Source organism: Caenimonas koreensis DSM 17982, from assembly GCF_009646335.1.
GTDB lineage: Bacteria > Pseudomonadota > Gammaproteobacteria > Burkholderiales > Burkholderiaceae_C > Ramlibacter > Ramlibacter koreensis.
This window is the reverse complement of the sequence record NZ_WJBU01000005.1, coordinates 96,591-113,665: the sequence shown is the minus strand read 5'-3', so window position 1 is coordinate 113,665 and position 17,075 is coordinate 96,591. Positions and strand designations below refer to the sequence as shown.

General features: G+C 63.4%; 18 protein-coding genes. 7 read left to right on the top strand and 11 right to left on the bottom strand.

Features of this window, described 5'->3' with window-relative positions; genetic code table 11:
- The first annotated feature begins 76 nt into the window (after nucleotides 1–76).
- From GHT07_RS05855 to GHT07_RS05845, 3 genes are all read left to right on the top strand, one after another.
- Nucleotides 77–895, top strand: coding sequence for a cytochrome b/b6 domain-containing protein (locus GHT07_RS05855; RefSeq protein ID WP_153584132.1), 819 nt, complete (start codon nucleotides 77–79; stop codon nucleotides 893–895).
- Complete coding sequence (locus tag GHT07_RS05850; RefSeq protein WP_153584131.1) at nucleotides 892–1,683, top strand: molybdopterin-dependent oxidoreductase; 792 nt, start codon at nucleotides 892–894, stop codon at nucleotides 1,681–1,683. The genes GHT07_RS05855 and GHT07_RS05850 overlap by 4 nt, the downstream gene beginning before the upstream one ends.
- Before the next feature lie 122 nt (nucleotides 1,684–1,805).
- Entirely contained in the window at nucleotides 1,806–2,561 is a 756-nt protein-coding gene (locus tag GHT07_RS05845) for a M14 family zinc carboxypeptidase (RefSeq protein WP_323740815.1), read from the top strand.
- A 38-nt stretch (nucleotides 2,562–2,599) separates the two neighbouring features.
- Here the strand turns inward: GHT07_RS05845 and GHT07_RS05840 are convergent, their stop codons facing one another.
- Nucleotides 2,600–3,925 carry a D-amino acid dehydrogenase gene (locus tag GHT07_RS05840; protein WP_153584130.1) on the bottom strand — a complete coding sequence of 442 codons (1,326 nt, stop codon included), beginning with the start codon at nucleotides 3,923–3,925 and terminating at the stop codon, nucleotides 2,600–2,602.
- Nucleotides 3,926–4,014: 89 nt separating this feature from the next.
- Here GHT07_RS05840 and GHT07_RS05835 point away from each other — a divergent pair, with 89 nt between their 5' ends.
- Complete coding sequence (locus tag GHT07_RS05835; RefSeq protein ID WP_153584129.1) at nucleotides 4,015–4,923, top strand: LysR family transcriptional regulator ArgP; 909 nt, start codon at nucleotides 4,015–4,017, stop codon at nucleotides 4,921–4,923.
- A gap of 13 nt (nucleotides 4,924–4,936) precedes the next feature.
- Here the strand turns inward: GHT07_RS05835 and GHT07_RS05830 are convergent, their stop codons facing one another.
- The 5 genes from GHT07_RS05830 to GHT07_RS05810 form a co-directional block, all read right to left on the bottom strand.
- Nucleotides 4,937–5,491: a hypothetical protein gene (locus GHT07_RS05830; RefSeq protein ID WP_228488202.1), complete on the bottom strand. Its 555-nt coding sequence runs from the start codon at nucleotides 5,489–5,491 to the stop codon at nucleotides 4,937–4,939.
- 175 nt (nucleotides 5,492–5,666) lie between these two features.
- Entirely contained in the window at nucleotides 5,667–6,494 is an 828-nt protein-coding gene (locus tag GHT07_RS05825) for a metallophosphoesterase (protein ID WP_323740814.1), read from the bottom strand.
- Nucleotides 6,495–6,544: 50 nt separating this feature from the next.
- On the bottom strand, nucleotides 6,545–6,970 hold the full coding sequence (locus GHT07_RS05820) for a globin family protein (RefSeq protein WP_153584128.1): 426 nt from the start codon (nucleotides 6,968–6,970) through the stop codon (nucleotides 6,545–6,547).
- Nucleotides 6,971–7,168: 198 nt separating this feature from the next.
- A complete protein-coding gene (locus GHT07_RS05815) occupies nucleotides 7,169–8,536 on the bottom strand; it encodes a sigma-54-dependent transcriptional regulator (protein ID WP_153584127.1) in 1,368 nt (455 codons plus the stop codon).
- Between the two features lie 4 nt (nucleotides 8,537–8,540).
- Nucleotides 8,541–10,502, bottom strand: a complete 1,962-nt coding sequence (locus tag GHT07_RS05810) for a sensor histidine kinase (protein WP_194792841.1) — start codon at nucleotides 10,500–10,502, stop codon at nucleotides 8,541–8,543.
- 138 nt (nucleotides 10,503–10,640) lie between these two features.
- Between GHT07_RS05810 and GHT07_RS05805 the strand changes: the two genes are divergently transcribed.
- On the top strand, nucleotides 10,641–10,805 hold the full coding sequence (locus GHT07_RS05805; RefSeq protein ID WP_153584125.1) for a hypothetical protein: 165 nt from the start codon (nucleotides 10,641–10,643) through the stop codon (nucleotides 10,803–10,805).
- 9 nt (nucleotides 10,806–10,814) lie between these two features.
- Here GHT07_RS05805 and GHT07_RS05800 read toward each other — a convergent pair whose 3' ends face one another.
- Both GHT07_RS05800 and GHT07_RS05795 read right to left on the bottom strand, forming a co-directional pair.
- Nucleotides 10,815–11,786: a Bug family tripartite tricarboxylate transporter substrate binding protein gene (locus GHT07_RS05800; RefSeq protein WP_153584124.1), complete on the bottom strand. Its 972-nt coding sequence runs from the start codon at nucleotides 11,784–11,786 to the stop codon at nucleotides 10,815–10,817.
- Between the two features lie 38 nt (nucleotides 11,787–11,824).
- Nucleotides 11,825–12,790: a LysR family transcriptional regulator gene (locus tag GHT07_RS05795; RefSeq protein ID WP_153584123.1), complete on the bottom strand. Its 966-nt coding sequence runs from the start codon at nucleotides 12,788–12,790 to the stop codon at nucleotides 11,825–11,827.
- A gap of 123 nt (nucleotides 12,791–12,913) precedes the next feature.
- Here GHT07_RS05795 and GHT07_RS05790 point away from each other — a divergent pair, with 123 nt between their 5' ends.
- On the top strand, nucleotides 12,914–13,354 hold the full coding sequence (locus GHT07_RS05790; protein ID WP_153584122.1) for a hypothetical protein: 441 nt from the start codon (nucleotides 12,914–12,916) through the stop codon (nucleotides 13,352–13,354).
- 13 nt (nucleotides 13,355–13,367) lie between these two features.
- A complete protein-coding gene (locus GHT07_RS05785; RefSeq protein ID WP_153584121.1) occupies nucleotides 13,368–13,523 on the top strand; it encodes a hypothetical protein in 156 nt (51 codons plus the stop codon).
- A 71-nt stretch (nucleotides 13,524–13,594) separates the two neighbouring features.
- Here GHT07_RS05785 and GHT07_RS05780 read toward each other — a convergent pair whose 3' ends face one another.
- From GHT07_RS05780 to GHT07_RS05770, 3 genes are all read right to left on the bottom strand, one after another.
- Nucleotides 13,595–15,469, bottom strand: coding sequence for a phosphoenolpyruvate carboxykinase (GTP) (locus GHT07_RS05780; RefSeq protein ID WP_153584120.1), 1,875 nt, complete (start codon nucleotides 15,467–15,469; stop codon nucleotides 13,595–13,597).
- Nucleotides 15,470–15,829: 360 nt separating this feature from the next.
- Nucleotides 15,830–16,498, bottom strand: a complete 669-nt coding sequence (locus tag GHT07_RS05775; protein ID WP_153584119.1) for a hypothetical protein — start codon at nucleotides 16,496–16,498, stop codon at nucleotides 15,830–15,832.
- Nucleotides 16,499–16,667: 169 nt separating this feature from the next.
- Nucleotides 16,668–17,045: a hypothetical protein gene (locus tag GHT07_RS05770; RefSeq protein ID WP_153584118.1), complete on the bottom strand. Its 378-nt coding sequence runs from the start codon at nucleotides 17,043–17,045 to the stop codon at nucleotides 16,668–16,670.
- Nucleotides 17,046–17,075 lie beyond the last annotated feature (30 nt).

The window sequence follows — 17,075 nt, the reverse complement described above, 5'->3', positions numbered from 1 at the left end:
CCGCGCGACTGATGGGCCTGCCATTGCCCGAGTGCCCGGGTACGCAATCTGATTGTTTCGCTGCAGGAGTTCTCTCATGGAAGCTGTCTCCACAGGCTCTGCGCCTGTGATCTACCGCCACCGCGTGCCGGTGCGCATCATGCATTGGATCAATGTGGTGTGCCTCTTCGTGCTGCTCATGAGCGGGCTGCAGATCTTCAACGCACACCCTTCGCTCTACTGGAGCGAAGACTCGCGCGACGCCACGCGCGTGCTGCAGATCACGCAAAAGCAGGTCAATGGTCAATGGCAGGGTGTCACGCGCATCGGCGGCGTGGAGTTCAACACGCATGGCGTGCTGGGCACGTCCCGCTCGGGTGACGCAACCGAATACGCGGCCCGCGCTTTCCCGGCGTGGTCAACGATTCCGGGCCCGCAGTGGTTGTCGATGGCGCGTGTGTGGCACTTCTTCTTTGCATGGGTGTTCGTCATCAATGGCGCTGCGTACATCCTGTGGACGGTGTTCAGCGGGCATTTGCGCCGCGACCTGATCCCGACGCGCACGGAGTTCAAGGGCATCCTGCGGTCGGTACGCGACCACCTGCTGTTTCGGCACGCGCATGGTGAAGAGGCCAAGCGCTACAACGTGCTGCAGAACCTGGCCTACCTCACGATCGTCTTCGGCGTGCTGCCGCTGATCGTGCTGGGCGGCTGGGCGATGTCTCCCATGATGGATTCGTTCGCGCCGGGCTGGGTCGAGCTGCTCGGCGGGCGCCAGGCAGCGCGCACGCTGCACTTCATCGCCGCCGTGCTGCTCGTGGCCTTTGTGCTGGTACATGTGTTCGAGGTGATCGTCACGGGGCTGTTCAACAACCTGCGCTCGATGGTCACGGGCTACTGGAAGGTGCCGAAATGAAAAAAGCCAAACCCTATTTCGAGCAACGCCGCGAGCGCCGCTCCTTCCTGCGCGCAGGCGTGGCCGTTGCCGCAACCGGCACGCTGGCCGGTTGCGATTCGCTCAGCCACAACGAGACGGCTGTGAACGTGCTGCGCAGCGCCGAAGCATTGACCGAGTCCGTGCATCGCGTGCTCGGCCGCCGCGCCATGGCGCAGGAGTTTTCGCCGTCGCAAATCGCGCCGGTGTTCCGCGCCAACGGCACGACATCGCCCATCGGCCAGAGCTACGCGGCCATGGTGGCGGACGGCTTCAAGGACTGGACGCTCACCGTAGATGGCCTGGTGGACAAGCCGCTTGAACTCACGATGGCCGAACTGCAGGCGATGCCGACGCGCACGCAGATCACGCGGCACGATTGCGTTGAGGGCTGGAGCTGCATCGGCCAGTGGAAGGGCGTGCGCCTGTCGCACCTGCTCAACATGGCCACACTCAAGCCTGAGGCGAAGTTCGTCGTGTTCCGTTGCCTCGACCAGATGGACGAAAAGAACGAGGACACGATGTACTATGAAAGCGTGGATCTTGACGACGCCTTTCATGAACAGACCATCCTCGCGTGGGAGCTCAACGGCAAGCCGTTGCCCGTGGCAAATGGCGCACCACTGCGGGCGCGCATCGAGCGCCAGCTGGGCTACAAACAGCCCAAGTACTTGCACCACATCGAGGTCGTGAGCGATTTCTCCGACATCGCTGGCGGCAAGGGCGGCTTCTGGGAAGATCACGGCTACAACTGGTACGGCGGAATCTGACTTTGGTGCGTGCACGGCTTGTTTCCTGTCACCTTCTCGTAGCCGCTGCAGCGCTGCTGCCCGGGGCGTTGTGGGCTGAGCCGCGCCACGGGGCGCATGCAGCAGACCCCTGCGATACGTTCGTGCGCAAGCTGCCCAATGTGAGCAAGGCGCTGTGCAAGGAAGCTGGCCTGCGTGCCAGTGGCGCGCGATCGGTCAAGGGGATGCCGCTGTACGTGCGCGATGTCGCGGCGCCTGGCGCGAAACTGCGCGTGCTGGTGGTCGGTGCGATCCATGGCGACGAGCTGTCGTCCGCGGCGCTCGCCTTCCAGTGGATTCATCTGGCCTCGACAGAGAACCTGCAGCAGCCGCAGCCTGTGCACTGGCGCTTCCTTCCGGTGTTGAACCCCGATGGCGCGCTCGCACGGCCGCCGCGCCGCGTGAATGCGAGCGGCGTCGATTTGAACCGCAACTTCCCCACGCCGAACTGGGAAAGCGATGCGTCCAGTTACTGGGAAAAGCGCACCAGAAAAGATCCGCGCCGGTGGCCTGGCCCCAAGCCGCTGTCAGAGCCGGAGAGCCGCTTCCTGCACGAGCAGATGCAGTCGTTCAAGCCGAACCTGATCGTGTCGATTCATGCACCGTACGGTGTGCTTGACTTCGACGGGCCGTCGGTGCCGCCGTCGCGACTCGGGCGGCTGTACCTGGACCAGGTCGGCATCTTCCCTGGCTCTTTGGGCAACTACGGTGGCGTGCACAAAGGCGTTCCGGTCGTGACCATCGAGCTGCCCAATGCCATGCGCACTCCGCTCGATGCGGAAATGCGGCAAATGTGGATCGACCTGCAGCGCTGGATGGGCGAGCGCATGGCGCGTGACGGGGCTGCGGTCGGCCGATAGGCACCGCAGCGTCAGGCGCGGGCGATGCTGCCGTCGCTTCAGGCCGTGCGAGCTGCCAGTTCCTGGCGCTCGTTGGCAAAGCCGTGGAAATTGAAATCCATCTCGGGCTTCTGGCCTGAGATCAGCTCGGCGATCGCCTTGCCCGAGCCCGCGCCGTGTGTCCAGCCCAGCGTGCCGTGGCCGGCGTTCACCCAGAGCTTGTCGATGCGCGTGCGGCCGATATACGGAATGTTCGTCGGCGTCGCGGGCCGCAGTCCGCACCAGAAGCGCGGCTCGCCGCCTTCGTCGTCGGTGCGTGTGTCGCACACGCCGGGCAATACCTGCTCGACGCGTTCTGTCAGCATGCGGCAACGTGCGCGTGCGGCGGGCGTGTCCAGCGACAGATCGAAGCCGGCCAGCTCGATCGTGCCGGCAACGCGCAGCTCGTTGCCCAGGCGCGTCATGGCGCACTTCACCTCGTCGTCGATGGTGCTCACGAAGGGCGCCAGCGCGGGCTGCTTCAGCTTGAACGTCGCGCTGTAGCCCTTGCCAGGATAGATCGGCAAATAGACGCCGACCTGCCGCAGCAGCGGTGCGCTGTATGAGCCGCAGGCCACCACGACGGCATCGGCCTTCATGCAGCGCGACAGGCGTGTCGCGCGCTCGCGCACGACGACGCAGCGGATGGCGCCGCGCGATCTCTCGAGCTTCTCGACGTCATGGCTGTACATGAATTCAACGCCGGCTTGCGCGGCGCGCTGCGCAAGCTGTTCGGTGAACACGCGCGCATCGCCGCTTTCGTCGCTGGCCGTGTAGGTGCCGCCCACGATGCGGTGCGCAAAATTCTTGAAGGCGGGCTCGATCTTCAGCAGCTCGTCACGCGTGACGACGCGCCGCTGCACGCCAAACTTCTGCATCAGTGCAGCGGCCTGCGCGGCATCGGCGAATGAGGCTTCGTCGGTGAAGTAGTGTGCGATGCCGCGCTCCAGCCGCTGGTATTCGATGGCGGTGGCGCGCACGATGTCTTTCAATGCCGTGTGGCTGTAGGCGCCGAGTGCGACGAGTTGCTTGACGTTGCGCTCGAACGCTTCGTCGTTGCACTGCGCGAGAAACTGCACGCCCCAGCGCCATTGCTGCCAGTCAAGCTGCGGGCGAAACAGCAGCGGTGCATCGTTGCGGAACATCCACTTCACGAGCTTGGCGGGCGCGTGCTTGTTGGCCCACGGCTCGCAGTAGCTCACTGAAATCTGTGCCGCGTTCGCGAAACTGGTTTCCTGCGCAGCGCCGGCTTGCCGCTCGACAACGGTCACTTCGTGGCCGTGCTGGCGCAGGTGCCATGCCGTACTTGTGCCGATGATGCCGGCGCCCAGAACCAGAATTTTCATGGGGGCAGAGTATGCGTAATGTTGTCTGGCGGCAAAAGGAAAATTAAACTCTCAGTGAAAACATCAGCACCCCTAATTGAGGCCAGGTCATGAGCACATTCGATCCCGACGCACTGGAATGCCTTGCCGCGATCGTGGAGGAGGGCGGGTTCGAGCGGGCCGCGCAGCGACTGTCGATCACCCAGTCAGCCGTGTCGCAGCGGCTGCGCGCGTTGGAGTCGCAGATCGGCACCGTGCTGATTGTTCGCAGCAGGCCGCTCAAGCCGACCTCGGCGGGCCATCTGCTTTTGAAGCACACCAAACAGATGCGCCTCTTGCGCGCCGACCTCGAGCGCGACCTGAAAGAGCTGGCGCCGAGCTCAACCGGCGGCGCGCGCGAAGAGGAGCGTATTTCGATTGCGATCAATGCCGACAGCATCGCGACGTGGGCGCTTCCGGCACTTGATGAGCTCGCGGCGCAGCGCCTGCCCATGGAAGTCATTACCGACGACCAGGACTTCACGCAGGACTGGCTGCGCGAGGGCCAGGTTCTTGGCTGCGTCACCACGCTCAAGCAGGCGCTGCGGGGTTGCAAGGTCGTGCCGCTTGGTGCCATGCAGTACGTTGCAGTCGCGCAGGCCGACTTCGCGAAGGCGCACTTCCCGAAGGGGCTGGACGCGCACAACTTCCGCGAGTCACCCTTCGTTGCGTTCAACCGCAAGGACGACATGCAGTGCGAGTTCATCAGCAAGGCCTTCGGCCTCAAGCACGTCTCGCTCAACCAGATGTTCGTGCCCAGCTCGGAAGGGCAGGTGCGTGCGGTGCTGGCGGGCTGGGGGGTGAGCGTGTTGCCGCAGCTGCTCGTGCGTGACCTGCTTGGCGACAAGCGCCTGGTGAACCTGGCGCCGGACCATTCGCTGCCGATCCAGCTTTACTGGCATTGCTGGAACCTGGAATCGGAAGTGCTGGATGCGCTGACGAAGGCGCTGACGGCGGCCGCAGCAGCGGCCTTGACGTAACCCGCCTGCGGCCTCAATCCCCGCGGGCCAGCAGCGTCTCGCGCAGCGCCTGCGCCTTGTCTTCGTCGAAGTGGCCTTCGGCCCGCGCCAGCACCTTGCCTTCGCGATTGAGCACGAGCACCGAGGCGTGTTCGGAGCCGGAGATGCCTGCAGCGCGAATGAATGCTTCCCGATTGGTGAAGACGGGCACGAGCCGCGCACGCTCGGGCTGCGTCTTGTGGCGCTCGAGCAGCGAGGTTTCAATTGCGAGCCGCTTGTCGTCATCGCCCGGGTCATTGATCACGGGCATGCGCACCCAGGGAATGGTCGGATCCGTATTCAGGCGCAAGCCTTCGATCCAGCTGTCGATCTCGGGGCGCTGCAGGCGTGTGTAAGCCACAAGGGCGAGGGTGCGCTCGGCAGTCAGGCCTTGCGGCACTACGATGTGTTGCTGGTCCAGGCGCTTGGTGGTGATCACGGGCACCTGGCCCATCACCACGGTTTCGCTGGGGCCGACAAAGGCGAGTGCGAGTGCGGCCGTCACGGCGGCCAGCCATGCCATCGTGGGTGCCCATTGCGCTCGATTCATCGTGACCTCCGTCACCTCAAGTGTTTCACAGCCACCGCGCGCGTGTGACGTCCAGGTTGTAAAGACGTCGCCTCAGATGTGCTTGCCGGTAACTGCTGAGCACAACGCGCTGCCTGTCAGCGCATGCAAGATGCGGGCCTTGGTTCGCGAATGCAAGGGGCGCGGCGTGGCGCTGCTAATCGCGCGCCCGGAGATCAAGCAGAAACTGCTCGCGAAAGCCTTCCTGTTCGCCCTTGGCTGCATACCCGAGCGTGTTGGCCACCACCCGGCAGCCCTGCGAGACATAGTCGAACTGGCAGTGCAGGTGCCCATGCAGCCAGTACTGCGCAAGCGGCAGCAGCTCGTCCAGCGAATTGCAAAAACCAGCGGTGCCCGGGCGCAGGCCATAGCGCGGATCGGCACTGAGCAACGTCGGTGCAAAGTGCGTGATCACCACGGTGGTGCCATCGAATGGCTTTGCCAGTGCATCGCGCAGCCATTGCTGGCACACCAGGGCATGCTCGCGCCATTGTTCGGCCAACATCGGCTCGCCGTGGCGCATGGTGCCGGTTTTCTGCAAATAGAAGTTGGCCGCGCGGAAGGCCTTCTCGCGCTTTTTCAGGATGGCGGCGGGGCTGGCCTGCGCGCGGTCTTCGTCGGTGACCAGCGCATCGAAGTCCGCCCAGAGCGTCGTTCCGATGAAGCGGATGCCGGCGACTTCCAGCGTTTCTCGCTCCAGCCACGTGATGCCGAGCCGCTCACACGTCTCTCGCAGCCGCGTGTGCGCTTCGTCGAAGTCGAGAGAGTCGTACTCGTGATTGCCGGGCACGTAGAGGACCGGCACGGGCCAGCCGTTGCGTGGTGAAAAGCGCGCGAGGCCGAAGTCGTCGTCATCGAGCTGGCCGCCACGCTGGTAAGAGCCGACGTCGCCGGCCAGGACAAGCAGTTCCGCGCCCGGTGCAGGGCGCGGAAAGAAGTGGGGATGCACCTCGAGGTGCAGGTCGGACAGCAGCTGGATCTTCACCGGCCTATTGTGCCGACGCGCTGGCGCCCCCACGAGCAATCAGCTTCGCATCACGACAGCATCGGCTGCTCTTCCATGGCGCCGAGCTGCATCACTTCGGAAAGCAGTTCGTAGGCGCCCGTCCATGCTTCGCGCACTTGCGGCGTGAACTTCGAACCCAGGCCTTGCTCCAGCGTCCACAGCAAAGCGCTGCCGACCACCGCGTAGTGTTCGGTGCGTACGCCGTAGCCGGCGTGGCGCGCACCGAGTTTGCGAACGGCAGGCGCGAGCACTTCGAGGTTGCTCAGGCCCATCACGGCGGCGCCGATCATGCTCATCAGCATCTGGCCTTGCGCGGTGAGGTCGCCCTTGAACATCTTGCGCAGCGACGGGTCGAGCGTGAACAGGCGGTTGTAGAAGAGATTCGCCGCCGGGCCGGCGATCGGCTTGACGTCGGCGAAGGATTTCTGGACGAGGGTGATCTGTTGCGGGGTCATGGAAGGTCTCCTGAATAGGTCCTCTTCCATTCCACGTTCCGTGCCAGCAGGCAGGCCGTTATGAATCAACAACTTACGCGCGTGCCGGTGCCGGGCTTGTCGGGTTTGGCCGACAGCGTTCTGGTCGGTCGCGAGAAAACCGTGATGGATCAACGCGCTGCGATGTCGGTGAATCCCGACAAATTTGCAGCGTCGCGGTCAGGCGCTGTCAGCTGGTTTGAACTGGCCTGGCTCGAGCTGGTGGCGCCCGAGCAGCGCATAGAAGTCGGTGCGGTTGCGGTGGGCCAGCCGCGCCGCCTGGCTCACGTTGCCGCTGGTCAGGCGCAGCAGCTGCACGAGGTAGTCGCGCTCGAACGCGCGGCGCGCCTCATCGAGCGCCGGCATGGTCTGCGACTGGTTGGCAAGCGCGCGCTGAACCAGGGTCAAGTCGATCAGGGGTGATGTGCTCAACACCACGCACTTCTCCACGGTGTTTTGCAGCTGGCGCACGTTGCCGGGCCACGGCGCGCTGGCCAGTGCCTCGACGGCGCCGGCGCCAAACGCGTTCACCGTCTTGCCGTAGCGCTGGGCCAGCGCGGCCATGAAGTGCCGGGCCAGCAGAGGGATGTCTTCACGCCGCTCGGCCAGCGGCGGCAAGTCAAGCGCGACGACATGGAGCCGGTAGTACAGGTCTTCCCGAAAACGGCCGGCAGCGACTTCTTCTTCAAGGTTGCGATGCGACGCTGCGATCACGCGTACGTCGAGCTTGATCGCGCGCTCGGCACCCACTGCACGTACCTCGCGCTCCTGCAGCACGCGCAGCAGCTTCACCTGCATCGCCAGCGGCAGCTCGCCCACTTCGTCGAGAAAGACGGTGCCGCGCTGCGCTTCGACGAACAGGCCCGCACGGTCGCGCACGGCGCCGGTGAATGCGCCCTTGACGTGGCCAAACAGTTCCGACTCCACCAGGTTCTCGGGGATCGCTCCGCAGTTCACGGCAACGAGTTTTGCGCCTGCGCGATGGCTGGCGGCATGGATGGCTCGCGCCAGCAGTTCCTTGCCGCTGCCACTGGGGCCGTGGATCAGCACCGATGCATCCGTCGCCGCGACCATGCGCGCTTCGGCCAGCACCTGCTGCATGCGCGGGCTGCGGGTGAGGATCGCTTCGCGCCAGCCTTCGGCGGGGTCGTCTGAGTCGTCCACCGGCACATTGGCGCCGAGCGCCTGTGATGCAGCAATGGCGCGATCGACTTCTGCCAGCAAGTCGCGCGCCTCGAACGGCTTGGAGATGTAGCCGAACATGCCGCGTTGCAGTGCCCGCACTGCATCGGGAATCGTGCCGTGCGCGGTGATCATCAACACCGGCAGCAGCGGATGCCGGCGGTGGATTGCTTCGAACAGCTGCAGGCCATCCATGCCGCCCATGCGCATATCGGTGATCACCAGGTCCGGCAGTTCCTGGTCGAGCCTTGCCAGCGCGGCCTCACCGCTGGATGCCTCGATCAGGCCGTGGCCTCCTTTGCGCAGGCGCAGCGACAGCAGGCGCAGCAGCGCGGCATCATCGTCAACGATCAGGATGCGTGCCATTGCATCAGGCCTGCGGGGCGTGCAGCCGCACATTGAATGTGGCGCCTTCGCCGGCGACGCTTTGCACGTCGATCGTGCCGCGATGCAGGTCCACGCATTCCTTCACGATGTGCAGGCCGATGCCCGTGCCCTGGATGTTGCCGACGTTGGTGCCGCGATGAAAGCTCTCGAACAGGCGCGGGAGGTCGGCACTCGGTATGCCGATGCCGCGGTCCTGCACGCTGAAGTGCAGGTGCTCGCCATCGGCGCTTGCGATGCAGGTCACCTCGCTGTCCGGCGGCGAATATTTCAAGGCGTTCGTGAGCAGGTTCACCAGGATGTGACTCAGGAGTTTGGCGTCGATCATGCGCGCTTGCTCTGCGCCTTCGCATTGCATGGAAATGCGCGACGCCTGTGGGTGTGCCTGGTCCATCTCGGATGCGACTTGCACCAGCAGGTCGGACAGGTGGCGCGGGCGCGGCTCAAACGCAAACTTGCCAGATTCAAGCCGGCTGGTGAGCAGCACCTGCTCGACCATCTTGTTCATGCGAGCGACGGCGTTCTTCACCAGGCCGACGATTTCCTTGCGCTCGTCGTCGGGCAGGCGCAGCCCGTAGTCGTCCAGCAGCTCGACCGACGATAGGATCGCCGCCAGCGGCGTGCGGAACTCGTGCGAAGCAACAGCAACGAAGCGCGACTTCAACTCTGACAGTTCGCGCTCGCGAGCGAGCGAGGCGCGCATTTCCTCATCGACCCTGCGCCGCTCGGTCACGTCGGTCAGGAAGTTCAGCGTGGCAGGCGTGTTCTGCCACTCGAAGACCACGGCAGAGATCTCCAGCCAGCGCACATTGCCGTCGCGATGGATCACGCGGAACTGGTAGTGGTTTTCGACCTGCTCGCCCTTGAGGCGGCGCATGTGATTGCTGATCACGCGCTCGCGGTCGTCGGCGTGGATGAATTCGACAAAGGGGCGTGACTTGGCTGTAGCGTCGTCCAGGCCAGTGAGTTCAAGCGCGCGCGGGTTGGCATAGAGGATGCGGCCCGCTGCCGTCACGAGAATGCCCTCGTTCACGTTCTCCACGACCTTGCGGTACTTGGCCTCTGACTCAGCCAGCGCCCGCTCATTCGACTTGCGTCGCGAGATGTCGCGGATGAACGAGCTGAATGTCACGCCTTCGCCGGAGGTCACCGGCCAGATCGACAGCTCGATCTGGAATTCTTCGCCGCTGCGGCGCAGCGCGGTGGTCTCCACGCGGCGGTTGAGGATGTCGCCCGTGCCGTGGCGCATGTAGTTTTCCATGCCCGCGTGGTGGTGCGAGCGGAACGTGCGCGGCACGATCAGTTCGGTGAGTGTGCGGCCCAGGGCTTCTGCGCGCTTCCAGCCGAAGATGCGTTCGGCGGCCGCGTTCCAGTCGATGATGGCGCTGTGCTCGTTGATGGTGATGACGGCATCGTTGGCGCTCGCGATCATCGCTTCGAGCCGCTGCGTCGCATCGTCACGGCTGCGCTCGGCGTCGGTGCGGCGGCTGATTTCGGCGCGCAGCTGCGCTGTGGTGTCGAACTGCCAGGACACGTCGCGTGCAATGTGCGTGACCCAGGGCTCACCGGCGGGGCCCGGTGAGCGAAATGCATGTTCACGCACGCGTGCCGTGCGGCTTGCCTTGTCGCCGCGCGCGGGCAGCGTGACGCGGTATTCCTCCTGGAAAGGCTTGGCTGGCAATTGCTCACGAGCGTGGCGCAGGCGCTCGCGGTCGTCGTGGTGGACCAGTTCGGCCAGCGCCGCGGCGCGGTGCCCCGGCGTGGATGTGTCGAGTGACCAATAGCTTGCAAACGTGCTGTTGCTGAAGATGATCTCGCCCGTGTGTTCGTGCGTCACCCACAGCATTTCTTCGATGGCGCCGGCGATCTGCACGAGCCACGCGCCAGGCGACGGCTGCGCAGCGGCGTGTGCCTGCGCAGGGGCAGCAACGGGGGGCGGGGCGCTCATCCGGTCAAGCATAGCGTCGGCATCGGCCCATGCGGGACCGGCATGGGTTCCGCGCATGGTTGGGCTTGATAACCTAGGGATAACCCTTATTCTTCATACATCAACCAACCGCAGCCCCAAAACGGCTGCCCTGAAATCATGTTTGCCTTGCTTGCCCGCCTTTTTGGCTTTCCCCAAACCCCTGCCCAAGACACAGAAGACGGCGTCGCCCAATCGCTGATGGAGAAGGCCGAATTCCACACCGGTAGCGACGCACGCCAGCTGCGCCGTGCTGCCGTCGCCTACCTCAGTGTGGTTCGCTGATTCGGCAAATCAGAGCTTCACGCCGGCGGACTTGACCACTGGCGACAGCTGCGCAACCTGTTCCTTCACGTAAGTCGTGAAGGCCGCCGATGGGGCGGGTGACAGCGTGATGCCCAGCTCTTCCATTTTTTTCTTGATGTCAGCCTGACGCAGGATATCGGTACAGGCGGCGTTCAGCCGTGAGACCACATCGGCCGGCATTTTCGGCGGACCGGACAAGCCGAAGAAGTTATCAAGTACCAGTTTTTTCTGCCCCGCTTCCACCACGCTGGGCACGTCCGGCACGAGCGCAGAACGGGCGGCCGAGGTTACCGCCAGCGGCACCAGCTGGCCGCTCTTGAAATACGGCACATAGGCTGTGAGCACGTCGATCCCCACGGGAATGATGCCGGCGATCAGGTCGGTCGTCATGGGCGCACCACCGCGATAGGGCACATGAACCATGTTCAGGCCCAGCGTGTGCTTCATCAGTTCACCGTAGATGTGGCCGATCGACGCCGGGCCGCCCGATCCAAAGTCCAGCCGGCCCGACTTCTTCGCGAAGGCTTCGAGGTCGGCGAGCGTCTTGAGTCCGGCTTTCGGGTTGGCCATGACCACGCAAGGGGCGCTGCCGATCAGTTCGATATGCGTGAAGCCTTCGACCGGGTCGTAGGGCTGCTTTTCCAGGGCAAAGGGGCCGATCGAGATCGGCGTCGAATTCGACAGCATCAGCGTGTAGCCATCGGCTGGCGACTGCGTCACCGCCGTGCCGCCCACGCTGCCACCGGCGCCCGGCCGGTTGTCCACCACCACCGCTTGCCCCAGCTTCTGCGCGAGTTGTTCGGCCATGACGCGCGCCACGATGTCACTGGCGCCGCCTGCAGGGAACGTGACGATGATCTTGATCGGTTTGTCCGGCCATGCCGCAAACGCGGGCAGGGCAAGGGAGGCCGCGCCTGCAGCGGCGAGTTTCAGGACGTGGCGACGGGGAAGGTTTTTCATGACGAGCATCGAATGCAAGGCACATGCCAGCGAAGAGCCTAAGACATATCTGTTTCGAAAGCCATCTTCGCGGCCGCTGCCAGGGCCAGCCGCAGCCAGGCGTGGTCGCTTCGCAGCGCTTGCCGGCGGTGCCACAAGGAGTCGACATGCACCGCGGGTACCTTCAACGGTAGATCGCGCAGGACCAGTTCGCCCGCCATGCCGGTGACGTGAACGAAGTGGCGGGGCATGACGGTCAGCAGGTCTGATGTCGCCACGACGCGGCCCGCCGTGAAGAACTGGTTCACCGTTAGCAAGATGCGGCGCTGCCGGCCCAATGACGCCAGCGCCTCATCGACAAAGCCGAACGGACGCCCCGAAAAGCTCACGAGCAGGTGGTGCGCCTCGCAGTACCGTTTGAGTGTCAGCGGCCCGCGCGCGAGCGGGTGGCCTTGCCGCATCACACAGACATATTCGCCCTCGTACAGGCGCTGGTGATCGAACGGCGCCAGCCCGCCTTGCTGGGCCTGCGCCGTCAGGTCCGCGAGCACGGCGGGGAAGTAGCCCACGGCCAGGTCGATTTCGCCTTCATCGAGCAGCGGGCGCGGATCGCGCGTCGTGAGTGGCACGATGCGGATCGAGACGCCCGGCGCGTCGCGCTCGATGATTTCAATCAGCCCCGGCACCAGTTCTGCCGCAGTGGAATCAGCCATCGACAGCATGAAGGTGTTGCCAGCCTCTGAAGCAGTGAAGTCGCCGGGTGACAGGGAGGCTTCCATCTGGCGCAGGGCGTCCGCGATGGCGGGCCACAACGACAACGCGCGAGGCGTGGGCTGTATGCCGTAGCCGCTGCGAACAACGAGCTTGTCGCCGACGGCCTCGCGCAGACGGTTGAGCGCATTGCTCACCGCGGGCTGGGTCATCGCCAGGTTGCGCGCGGCGCGCGTCAGGTTGCGTTCGGACATGACCTGGTCGAACACCCGCAAGAGGTTCAGGTCTAGTGTCCGGAAATTGGGCCCAGTCATCACCATGGTGAATGATACTCATCACCAATCTAAATTGGAAAAATATCAGCGTTAACCCTAATCTATGGACTCACGGGGTGCAATTCCGCCTCCCGCTGTGAATCCGAAGAAAGGGAACAAACCATGACCGCTTTCGCACATGTTGACCACCCCACCCAACACCCGGGCGTGGTCCGTGCCGAACGACTGGCGCACAACGCCAGGGAGTTGACCCGTCGTATCGATGGCGCCCGCGCCAATGCCAGCCTGCTGCTCGCCGCGATCGTTGCCGCGCTGCTGGTTGCTGCCAACCAGGTGATCGACACCTGGACTGAAGGCCACCTGCTTGCAGCGTGGATCGTGATGTGGGTTGTCGCGTTCGGCGCGCTGGCCCTGATGGCGACGCCCGCCAGGAGCATGTCCGTGCGTGTTCGCGAGGGGCTTGCCCGGTGGAACAAGGCCCGCAAGATGGCCGCTGACGATGAGCGCCTCTGGCAAGTCGCGCTGACGGATGTACGTGTGATGGCTGACATCAGCCGCGCCATGAGCGCCGGTGCTTCGCGCGACCTCAGGTCGTACTTCTAGGCATCGGCTTGCCATGACTGCCATCCCGCATGCAGGCTGGGTGCACGCTGTGCTCAGGCGCCTGCCGGCCACCTTGCTGCAACCGCTCGACACGTGGTCGCGCGGATTGGCCAAGAAGAGCGCCGAGCGGCGGCGCCAGAAGGCCATGCGCCGCGCTGTCCAGAAATAGACAGAGAGCAATGCAAAGAGAAAAAAGCCACCTCGCGGTGGCTTTTTTTCATGGGGAGCCGGCTAGCGCGATCAGGCAGCCAACCGCTTTTCGATTTGCGCCTTTGTCTCGCCGAGTTCCTTGGGCAAGTGATATTCCAGCTGCTGGAACAGCTCGGTGTGCAACTTCAGTTCCTGTTGCCACGCTGCCTTCTCGATGCTGGTCACGGTGTTGAACTGGTCGGCGCTGAAATTCAGGCCCGTCCAGTTCAGCTCTTCATACGCCGGGCTCACGCCGAACACGTGCTCCTTGCCCTGGGCCGTGCCTTCGATGCGGTCGATCATCCACTTGAGCACACGCATGTTCTCGCCATAACCGGGCCAGACAAACTTGCCGTCTTCACCCTTGCGGAACCAGTTGGTGGTGTAGATGCGCGGCAGTTTGGCGCCGGTGGCAGCCAGCTTGCGGCCCAGGTCCAGCCAGTGCTGGAAGTAGTCGGACATGTTGTAGCCCGTGAAAGGCAGCATTGCGAACGGGTCGCGCCGCACGGCACCGTTGCCGCCAGCCATCGCGGCGGTGGTTTCGGAGCCCATCGTCGCGGCCATGTAAACGCCCTCGACCCAGTTGCGTGCTTCGGTCACGAGCGGCACGGTCGTCGAGCGGCGGCCGCCGAAGATGAATGCGTCGATCGGCACGCCGGCCGGGTCGTCCCAGGCGGAGTCGAGTGCCGGGTTGTTGATGGCAGCGACGGTGAAGCGCGCGTTCGGATGCGCGGCCTTTGCGCCGGTTTCCTTGGCGATCTCGGGCGTCCAGTCCTTGCCTTGCCAGTCGATGGCGTGCGCGGGCGCAGGGCCCATGCCTTCCCACCAGACATCGCCATCGTCCGTCAGCGCGACGTTGGTGAAGATCACGTCGCTCGTGAGGCTGGCCATGCAGTTCGGGTTTGTGAGCGTGTTCGTGCCGGGCGCGACGCCGAAGTAGCCGGCTTCCGGGTTGATGGCGTACAGGCGGCCATCGGCAGCGGGCTTGATCCAGGCGATGTCATCGCCGATCGTGGTGACCTTCCAGCCGTCGAAGCCAGCCGGCGGAATCAGCATCGCGAAATTGGTCTTGCCGCAGGCTGAGGGGAACGCAGCAGCGACGTGGTACTTCTTGCCCTGCGGATTGGTCACGCCGAGGATCAGCATGTGCTCAGCCAGCCAGCCCGGGCTGCCGGCGGGGCCGCCTGCCGCAGCGCGGCCCATCGTGGAGGCGATGCGCAGCGCAAAGCATTTCTTGCCCAGCAGCGCATTGCCGCCGTAGCCGGAGCCATAAGACCAGATCTCGCGCGTCTCGGGGTAGTGGACGATGTACTTCGTCTTGTTGCAGGGCCAGCTCACGTCCTGCTGGCCGGCGGCCAGCGGCGCGCCGACGGTGTGCACGCAGGGAACGAAGTCGCCGTTGACGCCGAGCACGTCGTAAACGGCTTTGCCCATGCGCGTCATGATGCGCATGTTCACGGCCACATAGGGGCTGTCGGAGAGTTCGATGCCGACATGCGCAATCGGCGAGCCCAGCGGCCCCATCGAGAACGGCACGACATACATCGTGCGGCCCTTCATGCAGCCGTCAAATAGGGGCTGAAGGGTCTGGCGCATCTCGGCCGGTTCCATCCAGTTGTTTGTGGGGCCGGCATCTTCACGCTTGGCGCTGCAGATGAAAGTGCGGTCTTCGACGCGTGCCACGTCAGTCGGGTCCGAGCAGGCGAGGAATGAGTTGGGGCGCTTGACTGGGTCGAGCTTCTTGAAGGTCCCGCCATCGACCAGTCGCTGGCAAAGCCGGTCGTATTCTTCCTGGCTGCCGTCGCACCAATAGATGGCGTCTGGCTTGCACAGGGCGGCCATGTCGGCGACCCACGCGATGAGTTTCGCGTTCTTTACGTAGGCGGGGGCGCTGAGGTTCAGCCCCTTCATGGCGGGAGAGTTCATCCAAAAGCTCCTAAGTCAAAAAACCGTATTTCAGGAAGGCAGGAGCTCACGACGGGGCACGAGCGCTGGCCTTTTTGAAATCAGGCTTGGCGCAGTCGGCGGGCGGGGGTTGCGCGCTTTGGCAACGCTGGGGTCGTGAAGGATGTTTCACTGTCCGCGGGTCGGCTGGGTCACCAATTTTAGGGACGAGCTACCCCGGACAAGCGGAACTCGGGGTGAAAACAATGCAAAACTTGCATGGGGTTATGCGCCGGGTGAAGCGAATTATGTACTTGACGTTACCAAACGAAATGACTACAGTCGAAAGCGACAGGCCGGTTGAATCTCCTGCTACAGAAAATGTAGCGGGAGATTTTGCGATTACGCCTGAGATGCTGTCGGCTGGTGTGTTGGTTTTGGAGGAATCGGGCTACTTGGATCGTCCTCCATCACCAGCAGACTCGCTACTTGTTGAGCGTATTCTGAAAGCATGTCTGTCTCATCGACAAGCAGGATGAAGATGCTGACTTTCGCGGCCAGCTTTCCCCATTTGTGGGTCAAGCGGTTTAGATAGCTGGCGGTGTATTCGACTGCGTTTGCCTCTCCGTGCGTGTGCTTCGCTCTTGGATGAACGCGAGGCTCCATCAAGATGGCTCGCGGTTTTCCGTTCTTGGGCGAATATGAAAAGCCGCAAAGATGGGCCAAGCGGCCCCTTGTCGCAATCTGAGCGCGGTATTCCAGATAGATTTTGTTCCAGTGCTTGATGAACTCCTTGTCGAAGTTCGCGGCGATCACAGCGTTGATCATGTCCAGTCGGCCTAACGGACTGATCACAGAGAAGAATGCAGCGCGAAGCGCCTTCGTATGTAAATTGGTTTTGGGCTCAACCACATGAGCGAAGAGTCGAAACAAGCAGCTTTCGGTGTGCGTCCAGGTCCAACTGGCTTCAGCGAAGGCAATCATTAGCTCAATCACCTCAGGATGTGTGTCTCTGAGCCCCGAATGAGCAAACGTAAAGGTGCGGTCGTTGATATCCTTCTTGTTCTTCATAGGACCTCGCGAGTGATGAAATGAAACACGATAAGGCGAAGAGCGAAGAAGTCCCCGCAATGCCCTTCAACGAGGCATTGAAGCGTGTATGGTCCGCGCCTCCCATGCCGAAGGTCAAGCCGAAGCCTGCGAAGCCGCCGGAGCCTAATAACAGCCGTGGACGCGGCGGCTAAGACTTCATTAAAACCGTGGCTCCGATCTGATTGGCAATAGCCTGAAGCAATTCGCTTTGAACCTGCGGCGGCAGCACAAAGGCCAATTGCCCGCCACTTTGAAGAGTCATTGTCAGCAAAGAGCCTGTTGAAATTGGATCGAGATTCCAGTTGACCCATTGGACTGGATAGCGCTGATCCGGCTTCCCTTGCTTAGCAAATCCTTCTGTGATTCCGTGTGCTGCCGCTTCTATCAAGGCGGGCAGCGCAAGATGAGGGAACGCCAAGTTCACTTCAAAGCCGCTGACCTGAATTACTTTCAGAACCAGCGCCATGCCATCGTCAGTGATCTTGCCACCGTCAATTTCTGCCGCTGTGATGGCTAGTTCGTCCATGCAGAACTCCAATTTCACGAGCGCTCACAC